The sequence below is a fragment of the Streptomyces dioscori genome, assembly GCF_003024195.1.
Lineage (GTDB): Bacteria > Actinomycetota > Actinomycetes > Streptomycetales > Streptomycetaceae > Streptomyces > Streptomyces dioscori.
In genome coordinates, this window is the sequence record NZ_KZ679041.1 from 345,613 (window position 1) to 369,614 (window position 24,002).

General features: G+C 71.8%; 22 protein-coding genes. 10 read left to right on the forward strand and 12 right to left on the reverse strand.

Annotated elements, in window-relative coordinates; all coding sequences use genetic code 11:
• Positions 1–174: 174 nt before the first annotated feature.
• Positions 175–1,671: a nucleobase:cation symporter-2 family protein gene (locus C6Y14_RS12680; protein ID WP_263973069.1), complete on the forward strand. Its 1,497-nt coding sequence runs from the start codon at positions 175–177 to the stop codon at positions 1,669–1,671.
• 70 nt (positions 1,672–1,741) lie between these two features.
• On the opposite strand, the gene C6Y14_RS12690 is transcribed toward C6Y14_RS12680, so the two are convergent.
• Both C6Y14_RS12690 and C6Y14_RS12695 read right to left on the reverse strand, forming a co-directional pair.
• A complete protein-coding gene (locus C6Y14_RS12690) occupies positions 1,742–2,527 on the reverse strand; it encodes a chitosanase (protein WP_107016950.1) in 786 nt (261 codons plus the stop codon).
• Between the two features lie 364 nt (positions 2,528–2,891).
• Positions 2,892–4,415 carry an MFS transporter gene (locus tag C6Y14_RS12695; protein ID WP_404828775.1) on the reverse strand — a complete coding sequence of 508 codons (1,524 nt, stop codon included), beginning with the start codon at positions 4,413–4,415 and terminating at the stop codon, positions 2,892–2,894.
• Positions 4,416–4,487: 72 nt separating this feature from the next.
• On the opposite strand from C6Y14_RS12695, the gene C6Y14_RS12700 reads away from it, so the two are divergent.
• On the forward strand, positions 4,488–4,877 hold the full coding sequence (locus C6Y14_RS12700; protein ID WP_107016701.1) for a winged helix-turn-helix transcriptional regulator: 390 nt from the start codon (positions 4,488–4,490) through the stop codon (positions 4,875–4,877).
• Positions 4,878–4,921: 44 nt separating this feature from the next.
• Here C6Y14_RS12700 and C6Y14_RS12705 read toward each other — a convergent pair whose 3' ends face one another.
• The 3 genes from C6Y14_RS12705 to C6Y14_RS12715 all read right to left on the reverse strand — a co-directional run bounded on the left by C6Y14_RS12705 (position 4,922) and on the right by C6Y14_RS12715 (position 7,446).
• Positions 4,922–5,362: an acyl-CoA thioesterase gene (locus tag C6Y14_RS12705; protein WP_107016702.1), complete on the reverse strand. Its 441-nt coding sequence runs from the start codon at positions 5,360–5,362 to the stop codon at positions 4,922–4,924.
• Positions 5,363–5,469: 107 nt separating this feature from the next.
• Positions 5,470–6,120 (reverse strand): hypothetical protein, encoded by a 651-nt coding sequence (locus C6Y14_RS12710; RefSeq protein WP_107016703.1) that lies wholly within the window; start codon positions 6,118–6,120, stop codon positions 5,470–5,472.
• A gap of 117 nt (positions 6,121–6,237) precedes the next feature.
• Complete coding sequence (locus C6Y14_RS12715) at positions 6,238–7,446, reverse strand: pyridoxal phosphate-dependent aminotransferase (protein ID WP_107016704.1); 1,209 nt, start codon at positions 7,444–7,446, stop codon at positions 6,238–6,240.
• Positions 7,447–7,532: 86 nt separating this feature from the next.
• Between C6Y14_RS12715 and C6Y14_RS12720 the strand changes: the two genes are divergently transcribed.
• Positions 7,533–8,183 (forward strand): winged helix-turn-helix transcriptional regulator, encoded by a 651-nt coding sequence (locus C6Y14_RS12720; RefSeq protein WP_107016705.1) that lies wholly within the window; start codon positions 7,533–7,535, stop codon positions 8,181–8,183.
• 608 nt (positions 8,184–8,791) lie between these two features.
• Here the strand turns inward: C6Y14_RS12720 and C6Y14_RS12725 are convergent.
• Genes C6Y14_RS12725 through C6Y14_RS12735 form a run of 3 tightly spaced genes read right to left on the reverse strand, consistent with a single transcriptional unit; the run spans position 8,792 to position 12,495 of the window.
• Positions 8,792–9,604: a hypothetical protein gene (locus C6Y14_RS12725; protein ID WP_107016706.1), complete on the reverse strand. Its 813-nt coding sequence runs from the start codon at positions 9,602–9,604 to the stop codon at positions 8,792–8,794.
• Positions 9,604–10,881: a VWA domain-containing protein gene (locus tag C6Y14_RS12730; protein WP_107016707.1), complete on the reverse strand. Its 1,278-nt coding sequence runs from the start codon at positions 10,879–10,881 to the stop codon at positions 9,604–9,606. The genes C6Y14_RS12725 and C6Y14_RS12730 overlap by 1 nt, the downstream gene beginning before the upstream one ends.
• A 9-nt stretch (positions 10,882–10,890) precedes the next feature.
• Positions 10,891–12,495 carry an IucA/IucC family protein gene (locus C6Y14_RS12735; protein ID WP_107016708.1) on the reverse strand — a complete coding sequence of 535 codons (1,605 nt, stop codon included), beginning with the start codon at positions 12,493–12,495 and terminating at the stop codon, positions 10,891–10,893.
• 65 nt (positions 12,496–12,560) lie between these two features.
• On the opposite strand from C6Y14_RS12735, the gene C6Y14_RS12740 reads away from it, so the two are divergent.
• Genes C6Y14_RS12740 through C6Y14_RS12750 form a run of 3 tightly spaced genes read left to right on the forward strand, consistent with a single transcriptional unit; the run spans position 12,561 to position 15,527 of the window.
• Positions 12,561–14,213, forward strand: coding sequence for an IucA/IucC family protein (locus C6Y14_RS12740; RefSeq protein WP_107016709.1), 1,653 nt, complete (start codon positions 12,561–12,563; stop codon positions 14,211–14,213).
• A gap of 55 nt (positions 14,214–14,268) precedes the next feature.
• Positions 14,269–15,198, forward strand: coding sequence for a HipA family kinase (locus C6Y14_RS12745; protein ID WP_107016951.1), 930 nt, complete (start codon positions 14,269–14,271; stop codon positions 15,196–15,198).
• Positions 15,195–15,527: a SelT/SelW/SelH family protein gene (locus C6Y14_RS12750; protein WP_225891042.1), complete on the forward strand. Its 333-nt coding sequence runs from the start codon at positions 15,195–15,197 to the stop codon at positions 15,525–15,527. The genes C6Y14_RS12745 and C6Y14_RS12750 overlap by 4 nt, the downstream gene beginning before the upstream one ends.
• Positions 15,528–15,556: 29 nt before the next feature.
• Here C6Y14_RS12750 and aceB read toward each other — a convergent pair whose 3' ends face one another.
• Together aceB and C6Y14_RS12760 are read right to left on the reverse strand one after the other, a co-directional pair.
• On the reverse strand, positions 15,557–17,191 hold the full coding sequence (gene aceB / locus C6Y14_RS12755; RefSeq protein ID WP_107016710.1) for a malate synthase A: 1,635 nt from the start codon (positions 17,189–17,191) through the stop codon (positions 15,557–15,559).
• Positions 17,192–17,377: 186 nt separating this feature from the next.
• Positions 17,378–17,980, reverse strand: a complete 603-nt coding sequence (locus tag C6Y14_RS12760; protein WP_107016711.1) for a nucleotidyltransferase family protein — start codon at positions 17,978–17,980, stop codon at positions 17,378–17,380.
• A 194-nt stretch (positions 17,981–18,174) separates the two neighbouring features.
• On the opposite strand from C6Y14_RS12760, the gene C6Y14_RS12765 reads away from it, so the two are divergent.
• Positions 18,175–18,489, forward strand: coding sequence for a DUF5955 family protein (locus tag C6Y14_RS12765; protein ID WP_107016712.1), 315 nt, complete (start codon positions 18,175–18,177; stop codon positions 18,487–18,489).
• Positions 18,490–18,522: 33 nt separating this feature from the next.
• Here the strand turns inward: C6Y14_RS12765 and C6Y14_RS12770 are convergent, their stop codons facing one another.
• A complete protein-coding gene (locus tag C6Y14_RS12770; RefSeq protein WP_107016713.1) occupies positions 18,523–19,335 on the reverse strand; it encodes an IclR family transcriptional regulator in 813 nt (270 codons plus the stop codon).
• Between the two features lie 266 nt (positions 19,336–19,601).
• Here C6Y14_RS12770 and allB point away from each other — a divergent pair, with 266 nt between their 5' ends.
• Positions 19,602–20,951 carry an allantoinase AllB gene (allB, locus tag C6Y14_RS12775; RefSeq protein WP_199854718.1) on the forward strand — a complete coding sequence of 450 codons (1,350 nt, stop codon included), beginning with the start codon at positions 19,602–19,604 and terminating at the stop codon, positions 20,949–20,951.
• Positions 20,952–21,020: 69 nt separating this feature from the next.
• The gene (alc, locus tag C6Y14_RS12780; protein WP_107016714.1) at positions 21,021–22,148 is read left to right on the forward strand and encodes an allantoicase; all 1,128 of its coding nucleotides are present in this window, start codon (positions 21,021–21,023) and stop codon (positions 22,146–22,148) included.
• A 199-nt stretch (positions 22,149–22,347) separates the two neighbouring features.
• Here alc and C6Y14_RS12785 read toward each other — a convergent pair whose 3' ends face one another.
• Entirely contained in the window at positions 22,348–22,554 is a 207-nt protein-coding gene (locus C6Y14_RS12785; protein ID WP_107016715.1) for a hypothetical protein, read from the reverse strand.
• Between the two features lie 169 nt (positions 22,555–22,723).
• On the opposite strand from C6Y14_RS12785, the gene C6Y14_RS12790 reads away from it, so the two are divergent.
• Complete coding sequence (locus C6Y14_RS12790; RefSeq protein WP_404828776.1) at positions 22,724–23,989, forward strand: sensor histidine kinase; 1,266 nt, start codon at positions 22,724–22,726, stop codon at positions 23,987–23,989.
• Positions 23,990–24,002 lie beyond the last annotated feature (13 nt).

Sequence of the window (24,002 nt, forward strand, 5' to 3'; positions counted from 1 at the left end):
CCGCGCCCCGGAACGGTCCCTTCCCGTCCTCCTGCCCCCGCCGCGCCCCCTCCGTGACGGGCACCGTCCTGCCAAGAAGTTCTGCCAGAAAGCCCTGCCAGAAAGCCTTGCCAGAAAACAGACCTCCCTGACACCCACGTCAACGCCGACGTGTACCCGACCGGAGGAGCCGCCGTGGCTGCCCAGCACCTGCCCAGCAGTACGGACGTAAGCGCAACTGGCCCGAAGAAACACCCGGTTGACGAGAAACTCCCCGCCCTGAAGATGGCGACGAGCGGTCTGCAGCACGTGGCCGCCATGTACGCCGGAGTCGTCGCCCCACCCCTGATCGTCGGCGCGGCCGTGGGCCTGACCGCGACCGAACTGACCTTCCTCACCGGTGCCTGTCTGTTCACCGCGGGACTCGCCACCTTCCTGCAGACCCTCGGCATCTGGAAGATCGGCGCCCGGCTGCCCTTCGTCAACGGTGTCACCTTCGCCGGGGTCGCCCCGATGATCGCGGTCGTCAACTCCACCGACGACAAGCGCGACGCCCTGCCGGTCATCTTCGGCGCGGTCATCGTCGCCGGTCTCCTCGGTTTCCTCGCCGCCCCCTTCTTCAGCAAGGCGGTCCGCTTCTTCCCGCCGGTGGTCACAGGCACGGTCATCACCCTCATCGGCATATCCCTGATGCCGGTCGCCTTCGGCTGGGCCCAGGGCCCAGACCCGGCCGCGCACGACTACGGCTCGACCACCAACCTGGGCCTGGCGGGCGCGACCCTGCTGATCGTCCTGCTGCTGCGCCGCTTCACCCGTGGCTTCGTCAAGCAGATCGCCGTACTGCTCGGCCTGGTTGCCGGCACGCTCGTCGCGATCCCGTTCGGCGTCACCGACTTCGCGCCGGTGGCCGACGCGGCGGTCGTCGGCTTCCCCACGCCGTTCCACTTCGGAGCGCCGCAGTTCCAGCTCGCCGCGATCGTCTCGCTGTGCGTGGTGATGGTCGTCTCGATGACCGAATCGACCGCGGACATGCTGGCGTTGGGGGAGATAGTCGGCCGGCCCGCAGATGAGAAGACCATCGCGGCGGGCCTGCGGGCGGACACCCTGGGCTCGGCCGTCAGCCCCCTCTTCAACGGCTTCATGTGCAGCGCCTTCGCCCAGAACATCGGCCTGGTCGCGATGACCCGCATCCGCAGCCGGTACGTGGTGGCCACGGGCGGCGGCTTCCTCGTCCTGATGGGCCTGTGTCCCATGGCCGCGTCGCTGATAGCGGTGGTCCCGCGTCCCGTGCTCGGCGGGGCCGGAGTGGTGCTGTTCGGTTCGGTGGCCGCGAGCGGTATCCAGACCCTCGTCAAGGCGGGCCTGGAGAAGGACAACAACGTCCTGATCGTGGCCGTGTCGCTCGCCGTCGGCATCATCCCGATCACCGCGCCGGAGTTCTACCACGCGTTCCCGGAGACCGCGAAGATCATCCTGGACTCGGGGATCTCGACCGGGTGCGTGGCGGCCGTGGCCCTGAACCTGGTCTTCAACCACCTGGGCGGCAGCCGTGACAGCCGTGAGTGCGACGAGGTGACGGCGCCGATGGAGCCGGGGCCGGGGGTGGGGCCGGGTTCGGCACCGGCTCCGGGTGCGGGTTCGGCACCGGGTTCGGCACCGGGCGCGGGGCCGGAGCCGGTGGCCGCTCGCTGACGGTTCGTGAGCGGGCGGCCACCGGCCCGGTTCCTCGGGCTCCTCAGGCTCTTCGGACTCTTCGGGCTCCTCAGCCGATGTGGAAGCTGTCCCCGTAGACCTGCCAGTCCAGCGGCGGGTTCAGGTTCAGGTTCCGGTTCCTGAGGAACACCCGCTGCGCGGTGTCCACACGGCTGGTGTCCGAGTGGGCCTCCTCCTGCTTCATCGCCCACACGCGGGCGTCGAGGAAGGCATTGAGGTACGTGACCTCGTCACCGCCCTGGGCCGGGGGCCTGGCCCGGCCCAGCGCCCGGTTGCGGATGCTCCCGAAGCTCGTACTGTCGCCGCCGTTGCCGTGCATGACGATGGCGTCGTAGTACGTGAACTGGCCGAGCGTGCCGATGCCGTCCGCCTTGCCGCGCTGGACCGCCGGGTTGAAGTAAACGCGGTCACGCTCGTCGTTCTGGGCCTGCTTGAAGACCTGGTCCTGGGCCGCCCGGCGCCAGGCGTCCGGGTAACCGGGGTCCAGGCCCTCGTGCGAGTCGGAGCCGTCGACGCGGCGCAGCGCGGGCAGGTAACCGGCCAGCGGGTTGCCCGGCTTGCGCTGCGTGTACAGCTCCACGAGGTCGAGCATGTCGTGCGTGCCCGAGCAGAACCCGATGATGCCCGCGGTGTAGCCGCGGCCGTCGCCGATGTCCTCGATGTAGCCGTACTGCGCCTTCCAGTCCAGCGAGGAGTTCTCCGCGCTGGAGACGAGCTTCATGGCGATCTCCTTCTTCGCCGGGTCGTCGAGGCCGGGGGCGGCGGTGCCTGTGCCCGCGGCGCTCGCGGGGGTGCCGGTGAGGGCTGGGCCCGCCACGAGGGTTGCTCCGATCATCGCGAGGATGGTGCGGCGGGAGGAGCTTGTGGGGGTGTGGGGGGCGTGGGGGGTGTGCACGGGACCTCCGGTGGGGGGGGTGGGAGTCACTGTTCCGTACTGTTAGGAAAGTTTCCTACCAGAGATTGAGAGTGACGTATACCCGTCAAGCGTTCTTTCGCCCCCGCCGCCCCTGCCCGTTCCCGTCACCACATGGGGGCTTCGCCCCCTCGCCCCCTTTTGCGCAGTTCCCCGCGCCCCCAGGCACCTGGGGGCGCGGGGAACTGCGCGGCCCGCCCCCACCGGCCCGCAGGCTCCGTCGCTCCCTCCCCCCCCAGCCCGTCCGGCGTTTGAGGACCGGGGGTTCGGGGGCGGAGCCCCTGAGTCAGGGACGGGAACGGGTAGGGGCGGCGGGGGCGAAAGAATCCCGAGCCGGCCGCAGGACCACCGCGGCGACCACTAGCCCCACCCCGGCAACCCCCGTCGCAACAGCGAACGCCAACCGATACCCGCCCGCGGTCGCCACCGCGAACACCTCCCCACCCGTCAGGAGCCGATCCGTACGCCCCGCCGCGAGAGTCGTGAGCACGGCAAGCCCCAGCGAACCCCCCACCACCTGCGTGGTGTTGAAGAGCCCGGACGCAAGCCCGGCATCCTCCTCCGCCACCCCCGCCACGGCAAGCCCCGTCACCGCAGGCATCGCAGCGGCGAACCCCGTCGCCAGCAACAGCATCGGAGGCAGCACATCGACCACGTACATCCCGGACACCGGCATCCGGCTCAGCAGGCCCATCCCGGCGACGATGAGCACGAGCCCGGCGAGCAGCACCCGGTACGCCCCGAAGCGGCCGATCGTCCGCGCCGACAGCCCCAGCATCAGCACCCCGATCAGCACGGGCGCGGGCAGGAACGCCAGTCCTGTCCGCAACTCGTCGTATCCCAGCACCCGTTGGAGGTAGAGCGCCCCGATGTACTGGAACCCGAACATCGTCGCGATCATCAGGATCTGCACACCGTTGGCTCCGGTGAGCAGCCGTGAGCGGAACAGCCTCAGCCGCAGCAGCGGACGCTCGGCCCGCGCCTGCCGCAGGGTGAATCCCGCGAACAGTGCGAGCGAGACCACGGCCAGGGCGAGCGTGCCGCCGACCGACCGTTCTCCGGCGCCTACGATCGCGTAGACCGTGAGCATCAGCGCGCCCGTGACCAGCGCGGCCCCGGGATAGTCCGCGCCCCTGCCGAGCCCCGCGCCGCGGTCGGGGGCGAGGACGCGCAGGGCGGCGATCCAGGCCGCGGTCCCGATCGGCAGGTTGATCAGGAAGATCCAGTGCCAGCTGAGTGCCTGGGTGAGCGCCCCACCGAGGAAGGTGCCCAGCGCGCCGCCCGTCGCCCCGACCGCGCTGAACACCGCGATGGCCCCGGCCTGTTCACGCGGTTCGGGGAAGAGGGCGATGAGCATGCCCAGGACGACCGCCGAGGTCATCGCCCCGCCGACGCCCTGCAGCGCCCGCGCCGCGATCAGCGCGCCCTGGCTGGTGGCGACTCCGCACAGCACCGACGCCACGGTGAACAGGGCGAGCCCCGAAGTGAACATCCGCCGGCGTCCCACCAGGTCGCCGAGCCGCCCCACCAGCAGCAACAGGCCCCCGAAGGGGATCAGATACGCGTTCACGATCCACGCGAGCCCCGCGGACGAGAAACCGAGATCGCTCTGGATCGCGGGCATCGCCACCGTCACGACGTTGCCGTCGAGGATCGTCATCAGCGCGCCCCCGCAGAGCACGACGAGGGACGCCCGGCGGGAGTACGTTCGCGAGTGCTGAGCAGGATCCGGACTGTCTTGGGCGAGTCCCGCCGTGCGGGCTCCTATCCGGGACGACATGGCCACGGCCTCCGTATGAGTGCTGGACATTCCATAGGTGCACGACTTGTAACGGAGGACATCGTGAGTGACCATGAAGGCCGGTCGTAAGGAGGCACCCGGATGTCCCAGGGGAACACCCGTGTTACCTCGCAGGTCGTGAACGCGCACGCGTGTCCCGTCCGCGAGGTTCTTGACAGGGTCGCCGGAAAATGGAGCGTTCTGATCATCGTGGCCGCCGCGCACGGGCCGATCCGCTTCACGGAGCTGGAGCGCAGCATCGAGGGCATCAGCCGCCGCATGCTCACGCTGACCCTGCGCAACCTGGAGCGCGACGGACTGCTCACGCGCACCGTCCACCCGACGGTCCCGCCGAAGGTGGAGTACGAACTCACGCCGGTGGCGCACGAGTTGCACGCCTCGCTGCTGGGGCTGACCGACTGGGCGGAACGGCACCGCGTCACGATCGCCGAGTCACGCGCCGCGTACGACGCCCGCCGTCCATCGTCCTAGCCCCGTCGGGGCCGGGGCCGGCCGGCTTCGCTGCTGATCCGCCGTCAGAGGCCGAACGGCCGGGGGTCGGTGGCCAGTGCGCGGAAGTAGGCGCGGGGGTCCGCGACCAGCTTCCGTTCCTTGAGGTCCATCAGGCCGCCGACCGCCGTGATCTCGGCCGCGACCGTACCGTCGGTCCTGCGGATGGTCTGCCGGATCCGGAACGTCTTGCCGCTGCCCTGTTCTCCGTCCTCGCCCCAGTCGAAGCCGCAGGTCACCTCGACCTCGTCACCCGCGCGCAGTTCGCGCAGGTAGCGGACGGTCATCTCCAGCGACACCGGGCTCACGCCCTTGGCGATCAGACCGGCCTGGGTGATCCCGGCGGCCTGCAGCAACGACCAGCGGGCGTGCTCCGCGTAGTTCACGTACACGGCCTGGTTCAGATGCCCCTGGACGTCGGTCTCGTACCCGCGCACGGTCACCGGGACGGCATACGGTTCGGCCACGACTTCCCCATTTCTGCGGTGAGCTGAGCTGAGTTGGCGTCAGCGTACTGAGCGGTTGGTCATCGACGTCGACCTCCCCTCGGCACGGCACGCGGCATCCGGGGGCGTCACGACCGGCGGGGCGAGGCCAGCAGATAGCGCGCTCCCGTACGCGGCTCCGTGTGCTCGCCGACCTGCCATCCGGCCTTCTCCAGCGTCACCGCGCACTCCTTCAGGGCCGCCGCGTCCGGCTCACGCACGGCGACGGCCTCCGGCTGGGGTGTCGCCCGCACCCGGTACCCCTCCGCGCCCGTCCCTGCCGGGCGGAGTCCCGCCGCCTCCAGCGCCAGGGCGGCGGCCTGCACCAGATGCGTACGCTCCCATGCGCACGGGCGGTCCACGGCGCCGCCCGTGTTCGTCATCCGCCGCAGTTCCAGCAGCCCCTGCCAGGCGCTGCGCACCTCGCGAACGCGTGACGGACCGGCGTCGGCGGTCTCCTCGCCGCCGACGCGCGCGGCGAACACCCCGGCGGGCTCATGAGCGAGGGCGGGGGCGGGTTGCGGCGTTTCGGAGGCGAGCGCGTCCGCCGTGGCGGACTCCTCGCGAACCCGGTGCCCTGCCGGGGTCAGGAAGTGAGCGTGCGGCGGGCGCGGGTGCCGGAAGGCCAGACCATGTCTGACCAGCGCCGCGAGCTGGCTCTCCGTACCCTTGAGGCGCCCGGTCACGGGGTCGGCGGCGTCGATGACACGCCGCTGCGCGGCGCTCGGCGGTCGCGTCACGGATGGTCGCCTCCTTCGGACCGGGGGCCACGGCGGACCCGTCAGCTGCTGTTGCAGACTACGACCAGGGTCTGACATCGCCGCCCGCTGCCGCCCCCTGCTGCCGCCCCCTGCCGTCTACTGCCGATAGCCGCTCAGGAACCGGCCGATCCTGCTGATCGCCGCGTCCAGGTCGTCGGCGTACGGGAGGGTGAGGATGCGGAAGTGGTCGGGGCGCGGCCAGTTGAAACCGGTGCCCTGGACCACCTGGATCTTCTCGCGCAGCAGCAGGTCGAGTACGAACTTCTCGTCGTCGTGGATCTTGTGGACGGAGGGGTCGAGCCGGGCGAACGCGTACAGCGCGCCCTTCGGTTTCACACAGGAGACGCCGGGGATCTCGTTCAGCTTCTCCCACGCGATGTCACGCTGTTCGCGCAACCGGCCGCCGGGCGCGGTGAGTTCGTGGATGGACTGCCGGCCGCCGAGCGCGGCCTGGATGGCGTACTGGGCCGGGGCGTTGGCGCACAGCCGCATGGAGGCCAGCATGGTGAGGCCCTCCAGATAGCTCTTCGCGTGCTGGCGCGGCCCGGTCACGACCAGCCAGCCGGACCGGAAGCCCGCCACGCGGTACGTCTTCGACAGGCCGCAGAAGGTGAGGACCACCAGGTCGGGGGCGAGCGCGGCGGCCGTGTGGTGCACGGCGTCGTCGTACAGGATCTGGTCGTAGATCTCGTCCGCGAACACCATCAGGCCGTGCCGGCGGGCCAGGTCGAGGATGCCCTCGATGATCTCCTTGGGGTAGACCGCGCCGGTGGGGTTGTTCGGGTTGATGATGACGACGGCCCTGGTCCGGTCCGTGATCTTCGACGCCATGTCGTCCAGGTCCGGGTACCAGTCGGCCTGTTCGTCGCACAGGTAGTGCACGGCCTTGCCGCCCGCGAGGGTCGTCACCGCCGTCCAGAGCGGGAAGTCCGGGGCGGGGATGAGGACTTCGTCGCCGTCCTCCAGGAGGGCCTGGACGGCCATCGAGACGAGTTCGGAGACGCCGTTGCCCAGGAAGACGTCGTCCACGTCGACTTCGAGACCGCGCTCCTGGTAGCGCTGCGCCACGGCGCGGCGGGCCGACAGGACGCCGCGCGAGTCCGTGTAGCCGTGTGCCTGCGGGAGCATCCGGATCATGTCCTGGAGGATCTCCGGCGGGGCCTCGAAGCCGAAGGCCGCGGGGTTGCCCGTGTTGAGGCGCAGCACGCTGTGGCCTGCCTCCTCCAGGGCGTTCGCGTGCTCGATGACCGGGCCCCGGATCTCGTAACAGACCTCGCTGAGCTTGCTCGACTGCCGGAACTCCATGCGGTGCGCACCTCCAGGTTGTGGTGTTGCTTGGTTTTACCAAGTTCACGCTTGGAAAGTCCAACAAGTTGTCTAGACTGCGTCGCATGTCACCTCGCCGAAGCTACGACCAGTACTGTTCCGCTGCCCGCGCGCTCGACGCCGTCGGTGACCGCTGGACCCTCCTGATCGTCCGCGAGCTGCTGGCCGGGCCGCGCCGCTACACCGACCTGCACGCCGACCTGCCCGGGGTGAGCACGGACGTGCTCGCCTCCCGGCTCAAGGACATGGAGCGGGACGGCCTGACGACGCGCCGGCGGATGCCGCCTCCGGGCGCCGTGTACGTGTACGAACTCACCGGCCGTGGGCGGCAGTTGCTACCCGTGCTGCAGGCGCTGGGGGAGTGGGGGGCGCCGCTGCTGGCGGAACGGCGGGCCACGGATGCGGTGCGGGCGCACTGGTTCGCGCTGCCGCTGTTGCGCGCGTTGGAGGGGTTTGGGGAGGGAATTGTGCAAGTCCGCCTGGAGGAGGGCGAGTTCTACGTCCGTGCCGGTGCCGGTGCCGGTGCCGGCACGGTGGACGGGCCGGTCTACGGGGAGGGCCCCGGGCCCGGGACGCCCGACGCGCGGATCTCCCTGGACGCGGAGACGTGCACGTTGCTGGGGCGGGGTGACCTGACACTTGCGGACGCGATACGCACGAACCGGGTGGCGGTGACGGGCGAAAGCCCTTTGGCAAAGGCCCTCCGCGAGCCCTGACCCCGGACTCCGCGGCGACTGGCCGCGCCCCTGCGGGCACCCCGGGCGCGCCGCCCCCTGCGGGTGCGCTGTGGCTGGCCGCGCAGTTCCCCGCGCCCCTGGAGGGGTCTTGGGAGCGTTGCCATCTGCGGGTGCGTTGTGGCTGGCCGCGCAGTTCCCCGCGCCCCTGGAGGGGTCCTGGGTGTGTTGCCACCTGCGGGTGCGCTGTGGTTGCCCGCGCAGTTCCCCGCGCCCCTTGGGTGGCCCTGGGCGGGCCCCGTCAGGGGCGCGAGGAACTGCGCGACGAGCCACGAAGCACCCGCAGCCAACGACGCGGGAACGCCCCCACAGGGGCGCGGGGAACGGCGCGGCCAGCCACGACGTGCCCGCACCCGACGGGGTGCGGTCGCCCCGTAGGGGCGCGGGGAACGGCGCGATCAGCCACGACGTACCGGCACCCGACGACGCGGCAGGCGTGCCCGTAGGGGTGCGGGGAACGGCGCGATCAGCCACGACGTACCGGCACCCGACAACGCGGCAGGCGCCCCCGAAGGGGCGCGGGGAACGGCGCGGGCAACCGCAGACACACCCGCACCCGACGACGCGGCAGGCGTGCCCGTGCGCGGAAGCTACGGTCGTGGGCGGCCCGTGCCCCGCGTCAGCGCGTATCCGCCGATTCCCGCGAGAGCGGCGAGCGCACCCCCGACCCCCGACCACACCCACCGGTCGGACCACCACCCGGAAGCCCACCCGTCATCCGGCTCGATGCTGGACAGCACAGCCGCAGGCGAGTCGGATTCCTCGTCGCCGGAGTCGGAGTCGGCCTCGGACTTGACCGCGATTCCCGGAACCAACGGCTCGGACAACGCGCCGTCGACCGCCGCAGCCCCGCCGATCTCCTTGGAGTCGATCCGCACCTCGGTGGTCACCGGCAGCCCGAGATCGGCGGCCGTCAGCCCGACCGTGGTCAGCCGGATGTAGTACGTACCCGGCAGCGGGTCGTCGGCCCAGGGCTCCGACCACGCACGAACCGTACGCAGCGTGCAGGACAGCTCGACGGAGCCCACGTCCTGCGCGGCCGTCCGCGTCTGCGCCCCGTACTGGCACGCCTGACGCCGCCGCAGACCGTCGTACACGTCGATCTGCCAGGTCGCGGAGGCGTGCGAGTCCGGCAGTTTCACCTTCGCCCGGACCGTCGGCCGCTGTCCCGCGTCGGCGGGGAACGACCAGTACAGGTAGTCGCCCGTGGATGCCCCGGCGGTCGCCCGCTGCCCCTGGTCGACCTCGGCCGCCGTGCGGAAGGACGTCCCCGCCGAGGTGGGCGCGCCGGAGTCGTCCGACGGGCTCGCGGAGGGGGAGGAGTCGGCGACGGCGGGAGCCGCCGCGGCCCCGAGCAGCAGCAGTCCCGCACTCGCCGCTCTCAACACAAGCTTCGTACGCATCAGTTGGTCCTCCAGACCGCGACCCGCCAGCGCGAGACCCAACCCCACAGCACACCCGCGAGGAAGCCGGTGAGCACCAGTGCGCCGAGCAGCCACCAGCCGCGGCCGAGGCCGAAGGAGGCCACGTCGCTCGACGCGTCGGGCCCGTCCACGATGTCGATGGTCAGTTCGAGCGGCAGACCGGGCGTGGTCTTCACCCCGGAGGCCGCCGAGAAGGAGTTGGCGACCTGGAGGCACACGATCTCGGTCGCGGACCCGGAGTCGTCGTCGGAGTCGTCGTTCTCCGCCTTGGGGTAGCGCAGACCGGCCGACATGACGTCGGTCCGCCCCGTGCCGGTCGTCTCGCCGCGCACGATCTCGCGGCCGCTCGTGGTGACCGCCCGCAGCGACACCCCGTAGTCCCGGTCGACCTGGCGGTCGGCCGCGACGCTCACCGAGGCACGCAGTTCGGAGCCGGCCGGCAGGTCCACGCGGTACCAGCGGTGCTGCCCGAACTCCTCACGGTCGGTGTACAGCCCCGACTTGACCGTGGGTGCCTTCGCGCACGCGTCGGCCCCTTCGACGGCGACCGGCGTCACCACCGGGTCGGCGGCTCGGTCCACCAACTGGTTCACCTTGTCGGTGAGTTCGTCGGTGTGCTCGACCGACGTGTACGTGCCGCCGGTCGCCTCCGCGATGCAGCTCAGCTGCTGCCGCAGTTTGGTGTTCGGCACCAGGCCCAGCGTGTCGATGGTGAGGCCGATCCCCTTGGCGGCGATCTCGCGTGCCACTTCGCACGGGTCCAGCGGGGCGCAGGTGTCCTCGCCGTCGCTGATGAGGACGATACGGCGGGAGCCCTCACCGCCTTCGAGGTCGTCGGCGGCCTTGAGGAGCGCGGGGCCGATCGGGGTCCAGCCGGTGGGCGACAGGGTCGCGACCGCCGTCTTCGCCTCGGTACGGTCCAACGGCCCGACGGGGTAGAGCTGTTCGGTGTCCTTGCAGCCTGTCTTGCGGTCGTCGCCGCGGTAGTTGGCGCCGAGTGTGCGTATGCCCAGCTCGACCTCTTCGGGCGTCGCGTCGAGGACCTCGTTGAAGGCCTGCTTCGCCGCCGCCATCCGGGACTGGCCGTCGATGTCCCGTGCCCGCATGGAGCCGCTGACGTCGAGAAGCAGGTTCACCTTGGGCGCGGCGGTCCCCGAGGGCTCGTCGGCGACGGCGTCGGGCGGGAGCGCGATCCCGGCCGCCAGGGCGGCGAGCAGGGCGCAGGCGCCCGCCGCCAGCCGTTGTCTTGTGATCATCGACGGATCCTATGGAGCAAAGGCACCGCGCTTCAAAACGAGCGGGTCGGCGAAGGGGCTGGGCAGCCGCGCCCAGAGGTCGCCCGGCCGCTCGGGCGACAGCCTCATCAGCGTCAACGCCTTGGCGGGCAACGGCTCTTCGAGGAGCGCCGCGAGGTCGGGGGTGCGCGGCAGATCGCGTACCGCCGTGGACAGCGCCGTGCGCAGCGCGGGTGTCGAACCCGCCGTCGCCGCCAGTGTGCCCGCGACGAGCGAGCCGAAGAGTTTGCTGCGCAGGACGGACTCGTCGTCCGTGACGATACGGCCCGTCAGGTCGGGGGCCGGGATGCCGTGGCGGGCCAGCCGCGCCGGGCTGATCCGGATGTCCGCCAGATCGCGGTAGACGAGCCGCACCGGGTCACCGGCGGGGGAGAGCACCACGAGCAGGTTCTGGCCGTGTGCCTCCAGGGCGACGCCGAGGTCGAGCAGCCGCAGCCCCACGGTGAGCGCGAGCCGGCTGAACTCCGCCAGCCAGCGCGGGGATTGGGGCAGCACGCTCGCGGCGAGAGCGGCGACCGGTACGACCTGCTCGCCCGTGCCCGCGCACAGCTCGGGGGACTCCCGTGCGACGGCCGCCAGATCGGCGGTGCCGGCGGTGACCGCGCCCAGGGTCCGGGTGATGTGCAGCAGCCCGTCCAGGCGCCCGGCCATCGACTCCATGAACGCCGACACGGTCGCCGCCGACGTGATCGAGTACACCGAGATGTCCCGCACGGAGGAGGTCAGCCGGGCGCTGAGCGCGGTCTTGACGTGTGATCCGTCCGGCACCGCCAGGGTGCGCAGCGACATCAGGGGATGCGCGGACATCCCGTCCCCGACGGGCTTCTCGTCCTTCAGTACATGCCGGGCCTGCCACGGGTGTACGGGGATCAGCAGCCGCCCCGCCTCCCGGTACGGCCACTCACCCGTCGACCGGCAGTCGTCCTCCCGCACGGCGACCAGGCCCAGCCGCACCACCGGCCGGTGCTCGGGGGCGTACGCCAGCTGCTCGGCCACCGAGAAGCCGGGCCGCGCACGGCAGTTGGGGTGGAAGGGATGCCCGTCGACGACCCGCTGTTCCCACTCCCAGAGTGTGCGCGGAGCCTCCGAAGGACCGCCGAAAGAAGCCTGGTTGGCGCGTGACAGGGCCAACGAGGCGACGCTGTCGGCGAGTTCGGTGGCGAAGGGGCGGCCGTGCGGAAGACCGAGCGCCGTCATCAGCGCGGCCGGATGGTCGTACGCCGTCCCGTCCAGCTCGACCTCCGTGACGGTCGAGGCCGTCGCGTACGCGTCCGGGCGCGGCCCGTGCAGGCGACGGCCGTCGGCCAGCCGGAGCGTCGGGCCGTCGTGCCCCGCCTCGCGGCGCGTCACCCACGGCAGCGGCTCCAGAGCGAGCCCGCGCCACAACCGGGTCAGCACGGCCGACCTTGCGCCGGGGAGTTCGGCCGCGTACGGGGAGAGCAGGTCGGGGCGTACCGTGCGCAGCTCGTCGGCGAGAGCGGTCTCGGTCTCGGCCGGGGTGCGGGGAGGATGCACAGGGGCTCCTAGGGTGAGGGGACGCCGTCCGGCCGGGTACGGCGCCGGACATCCGGACATACTCAGCGCAAGTGCACCGTATGCAACGAACGGATCGCGTGGATCACATGCCCCCCGTGCCACCCATGCAGCCCATGCAGCCCATGCCCCCCATCCCGTCCGGGTCCCTCGCGCGGACCGGTGACGACGGCGTCGCCCAAGCGGCCGACGCGATCGCGGCGGCCCCGCTGCTCAACTGCCTGCTGCGCGAGATCGGCGCGCCCGAGCCCAGCCCCGAGCGCGCGCCCAACCCCGAGCGCGCACCCACTCCCGAGCCGAAGTCCCAGCCCCGCCCCGCGCAGGGCCCCGAGCCGGGCCCGGCGCAGGCGACCGGCACCCTGCGTGTGTACCGGCTGCCGGCCGGTGAGCGGTTTCTGCGGGTGCGCGACGGGCGCCGGCCCCGTGACCCGGAGCTGTTCGCCGACGGCACCTGGCAGCGGGTCGGCCACGCCGAACTGGTCAAGCTCGCCGCCGAGGAGCTGCGCCTGCACACCGGCCTGTCCAACTCCGAACTGCCCGCCGAGATGACCGACAGCCGGGACGCGGTGGCGGCGATCCTGGCGGCCCGGAAGGGCGTGGCCCCGCCGCCGGACCCGTACCGCCGCTCCGAGCAGTCCCTGATCACCGGGCATCCGCACCACCCCGCCCCCAAGGCGCGCGGCGGCGGTCCGGCCGCCGCCTGGCTCCCGTACGCGCCGGAGGCGTACGCCGACTTCCCGGCGGCGCTGCTCGGGCTGCGCGAGGACGCCTGCGTGGAGGAGGGTGACATCAGCGCCCTGGACGCCCTCGGCGCGGCCCCCGACGGTTACCGGCTCCTCCCCGCCCACCCGTGGCAGCTCGACCTCGTCGGCGGCAGCCCGGAGATCCGCGAGGCGTTCGCCGACGGCCGCCTCGTACACCTCGGGCCCTCGCCGTGGTCCGCCTGGCCCACGGCGGCCATCCGCACCCTGTACGTCCCCGACGCCGACCTCTTCGTGAAGTTCAGCCTCGACGTCCGCATCACCAACGACATCCGGCGCCTCTGGCGGCACGACCTGCTCGCGCTGCGGCGTACGGACGCCGCCGTGACGCGGGCCTTCCGTGCCCTGCCCGGCGGTGCGGCCTGGCTGAGCGACCGCGGCTACCGCACGGCGGACTTCGCCTTCGAGGAGCTGGCCGTTCTCGTGCGTGACGGGCTGGGCGGGCATGTGACCCCCGGTTCGACTCCGCTGCTGGCGGCCGCACTGACGGAGGGCACGGGCAGCCCCTGCAACCCTCTGGACACCCTCGCCGACCCGGCTGCCTGGTGGACCGCGTATCTGCGCCAAGTCGTCCCGCCCGTACTGGAGTTGTTCGCCCGGCACGGGGTCGTACTCGAAGCGCATCTGCAGAACACGGTGGTGGCCGTGGACGCCGACGGCACCCCGGTGCAGGCGCTGTTCCGGGACGCCGAGGGCGTGAAGCTGCTGCCGGACGTGACACGGGAGGCGGGCTGGGAGCGACTCGTCTACTGCCTCGTCGTGAACAACCTGCTGGAGATCGCGGACGCCCTGCGCGAGCGGTATCCGGGGCTCGACCCGTGGGAGCCCGCGCGCCGGGAGCTGACGCGGTACGCCCCGGAGCTGCCCGAGGTGACGGAACTCCTCCGTTCCCCGGCCCTGCCCGGCAAGACGAACCTGCTGCTGCGCTGGACCGGGGCGGACGGCGCCGCCGCACGCTACCGCCCGGTCCCGAACCCCCTGCGCGCGCCGGACGCCTGACCGGCACCGCGGGCGCCCGGCAGACATCCCGGGCGGCTGAATTACAGTGGCGGGTGTGCTGCGCCAAGTGACCGCCGACCGATACGTGACCCCGCTGCGGGCGGGCGGCTCCGTACCCGGAATCGTCGAGGCCGACGACCTGGGGACGTACGTCGTCAAGTTCACCGGCGCGGCGCAGGGCCTGAAGGCGCTGGTCGCCGAGGTGATCGTGGGTGAGCTGGCGCGTGCCCTGGGCCTGCGGTTCCCCGAGCTGGTGCTGGTGGACTTCGATCCGGCGATCGCCACCGACGAACCGCACCAGGAGGTCCAGGACCTGCTGCGGGCCAGCGCCGGGCTCAACCTCGGCATGGACTATCTGTCGGGCGCGGCGGACTTCACCCCCAAGGTCGCGCAGACGTTCGACGTCGATCCGCTGGAGGCGGGCCGGATCGTCTGGCTGGACGCCCTCACGGTCAACGTGGACCGTACGAGGCACAGCTCGAACCTGATGATCTGGCCCATGCTCGGCGTCGCGCCGCCGAAGCTGTGGCTGATCGACCACGGGGCCGCACTGGTCTTCCACCACCGCTGGGACGCGTCGGCCCCGGAGAAGTCGGCGCCGGAGAAGGCGTACGACTTCCGGCAGCACGCGCTCGGCGGGCACACCCCCGACACCCGCGCGGCGGACGCCGAACTCGCGCCCCGGGTCACGGAGGAACTGCTGCGCGCGATCGCGGCCGAGGTCCCCGACGCCTGGCTCGCCGACGAGCCGGGTTTCGCGACGCCCGACGAGGTCCGCGAGGCGTACGTCGGCTATCTCCTCGCCCGGGTCAGGGCCTCCGCGGCCTGGCTCCCCACCGACTTTCCCACCCGGGAACAGCTCGCGGACGAGGACGCCCGCCGGGCCGCGAAGACACAGCAGGGCCGGCCGGACTGGCTCAAGCGGGTCCCCGACCTGCACGGCAAACCGGCGGCGCAACAGGATTGGTCGGTACACCTCGGATGACCACGGACGACACGCAGCCCGCGACCCCGGCCCCCGCGACCCCCGCCACGCCGGCGGGGGCGCCGCACCGCGTGCAGATCGAGTACTGCACCCAGTGCCGCTGGCTGCCCCGCGCCTCTTGGCTCGCCCAGGAACTGCTCACCACCTTCGAGCAGGAGCTGACCGAGCTGGCGCTCAAGCCCGGCACCGGCGGTGTCTTCGTCGTACGCGTCGACGACGAGGTGGTCTGGGACCGCCGCGAGCAGGGCTTCCCCGAGCCGACGGCCGTGAAGCGCCTGGTACGCGACCGAGTGGCCCCGGAGAAGTCCCTGGGCCACTCGGAGCGGTAGTACCTGTCCCGGCCGGCCCGGCCCGGCGCTCAGCCGGTCAGCTGCTCGTACGCGGGCAGCGTGAGGAAGTCCGCGTAGTCCTCGTCGAGCGCGACCGTGAGCAGCAGGTCGTGTGCCTGCTGCCAGCGGCCGGCCGCGAAGGCCTCCTCGCCGATCTCGGCGCGGATGTCGGCCAGTTCCCGTGCCGCGATCTCACGGGCCAGTTCGGGCGTCGCCTTCACGGACTCACCGGCGTGCTCGAACTCCACGCCCGCGTTGATCCACTGCCAGATCTGCGAGCGCGAGATCTCCGCCGTGGCCGCGTCCTCCATCAGGTTGAAGATGGCGACGGCGCCGAGCCCGCGCAGCCACGCCTCGATGTAACGGATGCCGACCTGAACGGCGTTGACCAGTCCGTCGTACGTGGGACTGGCGTCGAGGGAGTCGACGGCGATCAGGTCGGCGGCCTTCACGTCGACCTCCTCGCGCAGCCGGTCCTTCTGGTTCGGCCGGTCGCCGAGCACGGCGTCGAAGGACGCCATCGCGATCGGCACGAGGTCCGGGTGGGCCACCCACGACCCGTCGAAACCGTCGCCCGCCTCGCGGTCCTTGTCGGCCTTGACCTTCTCGAAGGCGACCTTGTTGACCTCTTCGTCGCGCCGCGAGGGGATGAACGCGGCCATGCCGCCGATCGCGTGCGCCCCGCGCTTGTGGCAGGTGCGCACGAGCAGTTCGGTGTACGCGCGCATGAACGGGGCCGTCATCGTCACCGCGTTGCGGTCCGGCAGGACGAACTTCCGCCCGCCGTCGCGGAAGTTCTTCACGATGGAGAAGAGGTAGTCCCAGCGGCCCGCGTTCAACCCCGAGGCGTGGTCGCGCAGTTCGTAGAGGATCTCCTCCATCTCGTACGCCGCCGTAATCGTCTCGATCAGGACGGTCGCGCGGACGGTGCCCTGCGGGATGCCGACGTAGTCCTGCGCGAAGACGAACACCTCGTTCCAGAGGCGGGCCTCCAGATACGACTCCGTCTTCGGGAGGTAGAAGTACGGGCCCTTGCCGAGGTCGATGAGCCGCTGCGCGTTGTGGAAGAAGTACAGGCCGAAGTCGACGAGCGCGCCCGGGACCGGGGTGCCGTCGGCGTCGACGAGATGGCGCTCGTCCAGGTGCCAGCCGCGCGGGCGCGTCACGACCGTCGCCAGTTCCTCCGGCGCCTTCAGCGCGTACGACTTGCCGGTGCGCTCGTCCGTGAAGTCGATGGAGCGGGTGTAGGCGTCGATCAGGTTGACCTGGCCGAGGATCACGTTCTCCCAGGTCGGCGCGGAGGCGTCCTCGAAGTCCGCGAGCCACACCTTGGCGCCCGAGTTGAGCGCGTTGATGGTCATCTTGCGGTCGGTGGGGCCGGTGATCTCCACCCGGCGGTCGTTCAGGGCCTCGGGCGACGGGGCCACCCGCCAGGAGTCGTCCGCGCGGACGGCGGCCGTCTCCGGGAGGAAGTCGAGCGTGGAGGTACGGGCGATCTCGGCGCGGCGCTCGCCGCGGCGGGCGAGAAGCTCGTTTCGCCTGGGCGTGAACCGCCGGTGCAACTCGGCGACGAAGGCGAGGGCCGCGTCGGTCAGGACCTCCTCCTGCCGGGGCAGGGGCTCGGCGTCGACGAGGGCCAGCGGGGACGGCGCTGGTGCGGACATGAGCTGTCACTTCCTTCAGCGAGCGTGGCACCGGGTGCCAGTCGACCGGTTACGGCGGTGAACGCCCTTTGAGGGGCCGGGCGCTTCTGATCAGTGGATACTAGTTTCCTCATGGTGGAAGTTCAATGTTTTGTTGACGTCGAGACTCTTCGGATCGAGACAAGGCGGCGCTCAGTGCCACCTCGCTCACTGTAGGTACCGGGCGAGGTCCGCGGCCGTGTCGATGTCGTAGGGCTGCGCCACGTCCGCGCACTCGACGAGAGTGATCGCGTCGGTGTGGGCCTTCAGATAGGCGCGTGCCCCCTGGTCGCCGGTCGCAGTCGCGGCGATCCCCGCCCAGTGGTCGGCGCCGAGGAGGACGGGGTGGCCCCGCTTACCCTCGTACGAGGCCGAGGCGAGCGTCGTGGGAGAGCGGTGGGCGGCCAGCAGCCGGGCCGCCGCCTCCGGCCCGATGCCAGGCTGGTCGACCAGGGACACCAGGGCGGCCGACGCCCCCGTACCCCGCAGGGACTCCAGCCCGGCCCGCAGCGAGGACCCCATGCCCTCCTCCCACTCCGGGTTGTCCACCAGTACGCACCCGGAGAGGTCGGCCCGCTCCCGGACGGAGTCGGCCCGCGCTCCCAGAACCACATGGACGCGGGTGCAGCCGGCCTCACGCAGTACCCCCGCCGCGTACTCCACCAGGAGGCGCCCGTGGTGTTCGAGGAGCGCCTTGGGTCGTCCGCCGAGGCGTCGGCCGCCGCCCGCGGCGAGCAGCAGTCCGGCCACCTGGCCGTCGTTGTCCGTCATTCCTCCTGCATACCTGACCCGAGGGCGGGATCAGGATGTCCGGCGCCTGAATTTCGGTCGGTGTGGTGGCGCCCACCGCACCGGGTGGCGTTTACTTGCCCGCGTCCCCGGCGCCCCACCAACGCCTCGGGACGGTTGGGCGGGAGAGGTCAGGCCGTGTGCCGGTCGGCGGGCGGCGCGCCAGGGGGAGAGCTGTGTTGCGGAGCTTGGGACAGAGGTCAGTGACCGGCAGCGACGAGGATCCGAGAGTGGCGGAGCTGCGGTCCGCCGTGTCCAGACTGCGCCGTGAACTCGCCGCGTTACCGGCCGAGTTCCCCGACCGGGGCATCGCGGAGGACGAACTCGCGGCGCTCGCCGCGATGGCCCTCAGCGGCCTCCCCGAGATCCCGCGCCTGCGCCGCTCGCTCCTGCTGGTCGTCGGATCCATCGGCTCGGTCAGCGCGCTGGCCACCGGGCTCGCGGCGGTACGCAGCGCGGTCGAACTCTTCGGAGAGCCGCCGCGCCGGTAACTCCCGCGCAGGGCAGGCTGGTTGGGGGACCGCTCAGGCCGCCGGGCCCGAGTTCGCCAGTGCCTCCGACAGTTCCACCGCGACCTGCTGCAGTACGGGCACGATCCGTTCGGTGGCCGTCTCCGTGACGCGGCCGGCCGGTCCGGAGATCGAGATCGCCGCGGCCGTGGGGGAGTTGGGCACGGAGACCGCGAGGCAGCGGACCCCGATCTCCTGCTCGTTGTCGTCCACCGCGTAACCGGCGCGGCGCACCTCTTCGAGCGCGCTCAGGAAGCCGTCCGGGGTCGTGATGGTCTTGTCCGTGGCGGCGGGCATGCCCGTACGGGACAGCAGGGCGCGCACCTCGTCGGCCGGGACGTGGGCCAGCAGGGCCTTGCCGACACCGGTGGAATGCGGCAGCACCCGGCGGCCCACCTCGGTGAACATCCGCATCGAGTGCTTCGACGGCACCTGTGCCACGTACACGATCTCGTCGCCGTCGAGCAGGGCCATGTTCGCCGTCTCGCCGGTCTCCTCGACCAGCCGGGCCAGATAGGGCCGGGCCCAGGTGCCGAGCAGCCGGGACGCGGACTCGCCGAGACGGATCAGGCGCGGGCCGAGCGCATAGCGCCGATTGGTCTGCTGGCGTACGTAACCGCAGACCACGAGCGTGCGCATCAGGCGGTGGATGGTGGGCAGCGGCAGCCCGCTGCTCGCGGACAGCTCGCTCAGTCCGACCTCGCCGCCCGCGTCCGCCATCCGCTCCAGCAGGTCGAAGGCGCGCTCTAGGGACTGGACGCCACCGCCGGCGGCGGCCGGCTTGGTGGCGACCTCGGCGGAGGCGTCGCTGGCGCTGGACGTCGGCACGGGCGCGGTCCTTTCAGACGGGCAGGCAGGTGGGAAGCCTACCCGGCAGTTGGTTGACTGCAGGGCTGCGTGTGATTAAGTTCTGCTGGGTGGAAGTCTATTTCCGCTTTGTGGAAACGTCCAGTGGTTGGGGCGCGTGGAGGCAGGGGTGAGGTCGACCCTTGACGGCACGGGGTGCGGAGTGAAGACTCCTTCAACAGAACGTTGAATTCCGTTACGCGGAAGTTAACGGCTGCAGGAGACGTCCGGTATGGAAAGGGGTCCCGGTGTCCGACGACGGCTTGGTCGAACTGGTCCTGCGCTCGACGCGCGTCATCACTCCGGCAGGGACGCGCGCGGCCTCGGTCGCCGTCTCCGCGGGAAGGATCACGGCCGTGCTCGCGCACGACGCCGAGGTGCCCGCCGGGGCCCGGCTGGAGGACTTCGGCGACGACGTCCTGCTGCCCGGTCTCGTCGACACCCACGTGCACGTCAACGATCCGGGCCGCACGGAGTGGGAGGGCTTCTGGACCGCCACGCGCGCCGCGGCGGCCGGCGGCATCACGACCCTCGTCGACATGCCCCTCAACTCCCTGCCGCCCACCACGACGGTCGACCACCTCCGTACCAAGCAGGACGTGGCCCGTACAAAGGCGCACATCGACATCGGGTTCTGGGGCGGCGCCCTCCCCGACAACGTCAAGGACCTGCGGCCGCTGCACGACGCGGGCGTCTTCGGCTTCAAGGCGTTCCTGTCGCCCTCCGGGGTCGACGAGTTCCCCGAGCTGGACCAGGAGCAACTCGCCCGGTCCCTCGCGGAGATCGCCGGATTCGGCGGACTGCTGATCGTCCACGCCGAGGACCCGCACCACCTCGCGGCGGCCCCGCAGAAGAGCGGCCGCAAGTACGCCGACTTCCTCGCCTCGCGACCGCGCGACGCCGAGGACACCGCCATCGCGAACGTCATCGCCCAGGCCGGACGCCTCGACGCCCGCGTCCACGTCCTGCACCTGTCGTCCAGCGACGCGCTCCCGCTCATCGCGGCCGCCAAACGCGAGGGCGTACGGGTCACGGCGGAGACCTGCCCGCACTATCTGACGCTCACCGCCGAGGAAGTCCCGGACGGGGCGAGCGAGTTCAAGTGCTGCCCGCCCATCCGCGAGGCCGCCAACCAGGACCTCCTGTGGCAGGCGCTGGCCGACGGCACGATCGACTGCGTGGTCACCGACCACTCGCCGTCGACGGCCGACCTGAAGACCGACGACTTCGCGACCGCGTGGGGCGGCATCTCCGGACTCCAGCTCAGCCTGTCGGCCGTCTGGACGGAGGCCCGCAAGCGCGGCCACACCCTGGAGGACGTGGTCCGCTGGATGTCCTCGGGCACGGCGGAACTCGTCGGCCTCGACGACCGCAAGGGCGCCATCGAGGCGGGCCGCGACGCCGACTTCGCGGTCCTCGCACCCGACGAGACGTTCACCGTCGACCCGGCGGCGCTCCAGCACCGCAACCGCGTCACCGCGTACGCGGGCCGGACCCTGTACGGCGTGGTCCGCTCCACCTGGCTGCGCGGCGAACGCGTCGTGTCCGAGGGCGAGTTCACCGAACCGACCGGCCAACTCCTGTCCCGCCGGAGGTAGTCACCCACTGAAGTCCACCAACCGCCCCGCACCGAGCGGCGGCCGACCCCGAAAGGAAGACCTGATCACGTGACCGAGCAGCAGCACTCACCGGCTCGTTTCACCGGCGACGCGAACCCCTACGGAGGCGGTGACCCGTACGCGGACCACCGCACCGCCGACTTCTCCTTCACCCGGTACGCCAACCTCGCCGACCGGCAGCTCGGCGCCGCGGTCGTCGCCGCCAACGACGAGTTCTTCGCCCACCGCGAGAACCTGCTGCTGCCCGAGCCGGCCGAGTTCGACCCCGAGCGCTTCGGACACAAGGGCAAGGTCATGGACGGCTGGGAGACCCGCCGCCGGCGAGGTGCCTCCGCCGACCACCCGTGGCCCACCGCCGACGACCACGACTGGGCGCTCGTACGCCTCGGCGCCCCCGGAGTCGTGCACGGCATCGTCGTCGACACCGCCCACTTCCGCGGCAACTACCCGCAGGCCGTGTCCGTCGAAGGGACCTCGGTACCCGGCACGCCGTCCCCCGAGGACCTGCTCGCGGACGACGTCAAGTGGACAACTCTCGTACCCCGTACGGAGGTCGGCGGCCACGCGGCCAACGGGTTCGCCGTCGACGCCGGACAACTCATCACCCACCTCCGGGTCAACCAGCACCCCGACGGCGGCATCGCGCGCCTCCGCGTACACGGCGAGGTCGTCCCGGACCCGCGGTGGCTGTCCGTCCTCGGCACGTTCGACGTGGTCGCCCTGGAGAACGGCGGCCACGTCGAGGACGCCTCCAACCGCTTCTACTCGTCCCCCACCAACACCATCCAGCCGGGCCGTTCCCACAAGATGGACGACGGCTGGGAGACACGGCGGCGGCGCGACCGGGGCCACGACTGGATCCGCTACCAGCTCGTCGCACGCTCCGAGATCCGCGCGATCGAGATCGACACGGCGTATCTGAAGGGCAACTCGGCGGGCTGGGCGTCCGTCGCCGTCCGCGACGGCGCGGACGGCGACTGGCAGGAAGCCCTGCCCCGAACCCGCCTCCAGCCCGACACGAACCACCGCTTCGTCCTGGCCGCCCCGGTCGCCGGCACGCACGCGCGCGTGGACATCTACCCGGACGGCGGGATATCGCGCCTGCGGCTGTTCGGGGCGTTGACGGAGGAGGGGGTGGCGGGTCTGACGGCCCGCTACCTGGAGCTCGGCGGGTAGGGAGCCTTTTGCCTGCGGGTCCGGTGGGGCGGGCCCAAAGGACTGCGCAGTTCCCCGCGCCCCTGGGTATCTCAGCCCGTCCGGCGTTTGAGGACGAGCGCGCAGCGCGACAGGGGGCGAGGGGCGCAGCCCCCTGTGTGGACGGGAACGGGCAGGGGCGGCGGGGGCGACATCCCCCGGGGCCCGGGACCGGGCCCCCTCAGCCGGACTTCTGGCTCTCGGCCGCCGCGAACAGCGCGAACGACAGCACGAGCAGCGCGACACTCCCGTAGATCTCACGGCCGTCGAGGAAGTCGAGCCCCTGTACGAGGCCCCAGCCGCGCAGCCAGCCGGTGAACTCGTGGACCAGGCCGACCCCGCCCTGCAGAAGGGCGATCACACCGAGAAACTCCAGAACCTGCTTCATACGAGGATGCTCGCCCCGCCGCCCCGGCGGATTCATCGGCCACGGGTCGTGCCGCACTCGGCGGAAGTCCCGGAACCACACCGGGGAGCGCGCCGAAAGTCTGACGTGTTCCCGACTTTGGTAGCAGACCGGGCGACGGGGGCGGCACCGGCGGGGATCGATGCGTAGATTGCCGACTGTGAGTGATATCGCGCCGCTGCCGAAACCCCCGAACCCCCCGGTGCGCCGGTGGTTTCTGCCGTCGGCCGTCACCTCGGAGCTGGACCCGGAGAACACCGGCCGCAAGGGCCGCCCCCGGCGCACCGCACGGGACTGGGCCGTCGACTTCGCCCTCTTCCTGATCGCCGTCGGGGTGGGCCTGCTCGGCGCGGACCAGACGAACGGCGACCCGAACATCCCGTACGCCGTGGAGGTCGTCGACCAGTTGCTCGGCGCGGTCGCCTGCGCGGCCGTCTGGCTCCGGAGGCGCTGGCCGCTCGGCCTCGCCGTCGCGATGGTGCCGGTCTGTTTCGTCTCCAACACCGCGGGCGGCGCGGGACTCGTCGCCCTGTTCACGCTCGCCGTGCACCGTCCCTTCAAGTACGTCGCCTGGACGGGCGGCGCGCAGCTCGCGCTGCTGCCCTTCTTCTCCTGGTGGCGCCCCGACTCCGACCTCCCGTACCTGGCGGTCGTCGGTCTCGGTGTGCTGATGACCGGTGCGGTGGTCGGGTGGGGCATGCTCGCGCGCTCCAAGCGCCAGCTCATGCTGAGCCTGCGCGACCGGGCGCGGCGTGCCGAGACCGAGGCGGCGCTGCGCGCCGAGCAGGCGCAGCGGCTGGCCCGGGAGGCGATCGCACGCGAGATGCACGACGTCCTCGCCCATCGGCTGACCCTGCTCAGCGTGCACGCCGGAGCACTGGAGATCCGCCCGGACGCCCCCCGGGCGGAGGTCGCGCGGGCCTCCGGGGTGATCCGTGAGAGCGCGCACGAGGCGTTGCAGGACCTGCGCGAGATCATCGGGGTGCTCCGGGCCTCCGGGGACGACGCCGACGAGTCCGGACGGCCGCAGCCGACGTTCGGCGCCCTGGAGGGGCTGGTCTCCGAGAGCCGTGACGCCGACATGAAGGTCACGCTCGACAACCGGGTCGTCGACGCGGCGACCGTCCCCGCCTCGGTGGGCCGCACCACGTACCGCATCGCCCAGGAGTGCCTGACCAACGCCCGTAAGCACGCCCCCGGCGCGGAGGTCACGGTCACCGTGGCCGGGGCCCCGGGCACCGGTCTCACCGTCTCCGTACGCAATCCGCCGCCGCCCGGCGACGTTCCGCATGTGCCGGGGTCGGGGCAGGGGCTCATCGGTCTCACCGAGCGGGCCGTGCTCGCGGGCGGACACCTGGAACACGGCCCCGAAGGGGACGGCGGTTTCCTGGTGCACGCGTGGCTGCCCTGGGGATGACGGATCACTACGG

Coding starts and splice junctions, on each gene's coding strand:
- C6Y14_RS12690 (WP_107016950.1), bottom strand. CDS start 2,527: ATGATCGGAGCAACCCTCGTGGCGGGCCCAGCCCTCACCGGCACCCCC.
- C6Y14_RS12695 (WP_404828775.1), bottom strand. CDS start 4,415: ATGTCCAGCACTCATACGGAGGCCGTGGCCATGTCGTCCCGGATAGGA.
- C6Y14_RS12700 (WP_107016701.1), top strand. CDS start 4,488: ATGTCCCAGGGGAACACCCGTGTTACCTCGCAGGTCGTGAACGCGCAC.
- C6Y14_RS12715 (WP_107016704.1), bottom strand. CDS start 7,446: ATGGAGTTCCGGCAGTCGAGCAAGCTCAGCGAGGTCTGTTACGAGATC.
- C6Y14_RS12720 (WP_107016705.1), top strand. CDS start 7,533: ATGTCACCTCGCCGAAGCTACGACCAGTACTGTTCCGCTGCCCGCGCG.
- C6Y14_RS12725 (WP_107016706.1), bottom strand. CDS start 9,604: ATGCGTACGAAGCTTGTGTTGAGAGCGGCGAGTGCGGGACTGCTGCTG.
- C6Y14_RS12730 (WP_107016707.1), bottom strand. CDS start 10,881: ATGATCACAAGACAACGGCTGGCGGCGGGCGCCTGCGCCCTGCTCGCC.
- C6Y14_RS12735 (WP_107016708.1), bottom strand. CDS start 12,495: ATGTCCGGATGTCCGGCGCCGTACCCGGCCGGACGGCGTCCCCTCACC.
- C6Y14_RS12740 (WP_107016709.1), top strand. CDS start 12,561: ATGCAGCCCATGCAGCCCATGCCCCCCATCCCGTCCGGGTCCCTCGCG.
- C6Y14_RS12750 (WP_225891042.1), top strand. CDS start 15,195: ATGACCACGGACGACACGCAGCCCGCGACCCCGGCCCCCGCGACCCCC.
- aceB (WP_107016710.1), bottom strand. CDS start 17,191: ATGTCCGCACCAGCGCCGTCCCCGCTGGCCCTCGTCGACGCCGAGCCC.
- C6Y14_RS12760 (WP_107016711.1), bottom strand. CDS start 17,980: ATGACGGACAACGACGGCCAGGTGGCCGGACTGCTGCTCGCCGCGGGC.
- C6Y14_RS12785 (WP_107016715.1), bottom strand. CDS start 22,554: ATGAAGCAGGTTCTGGAGTTTCTCGGTGTGATCGCCCTTCTGCAGGGC.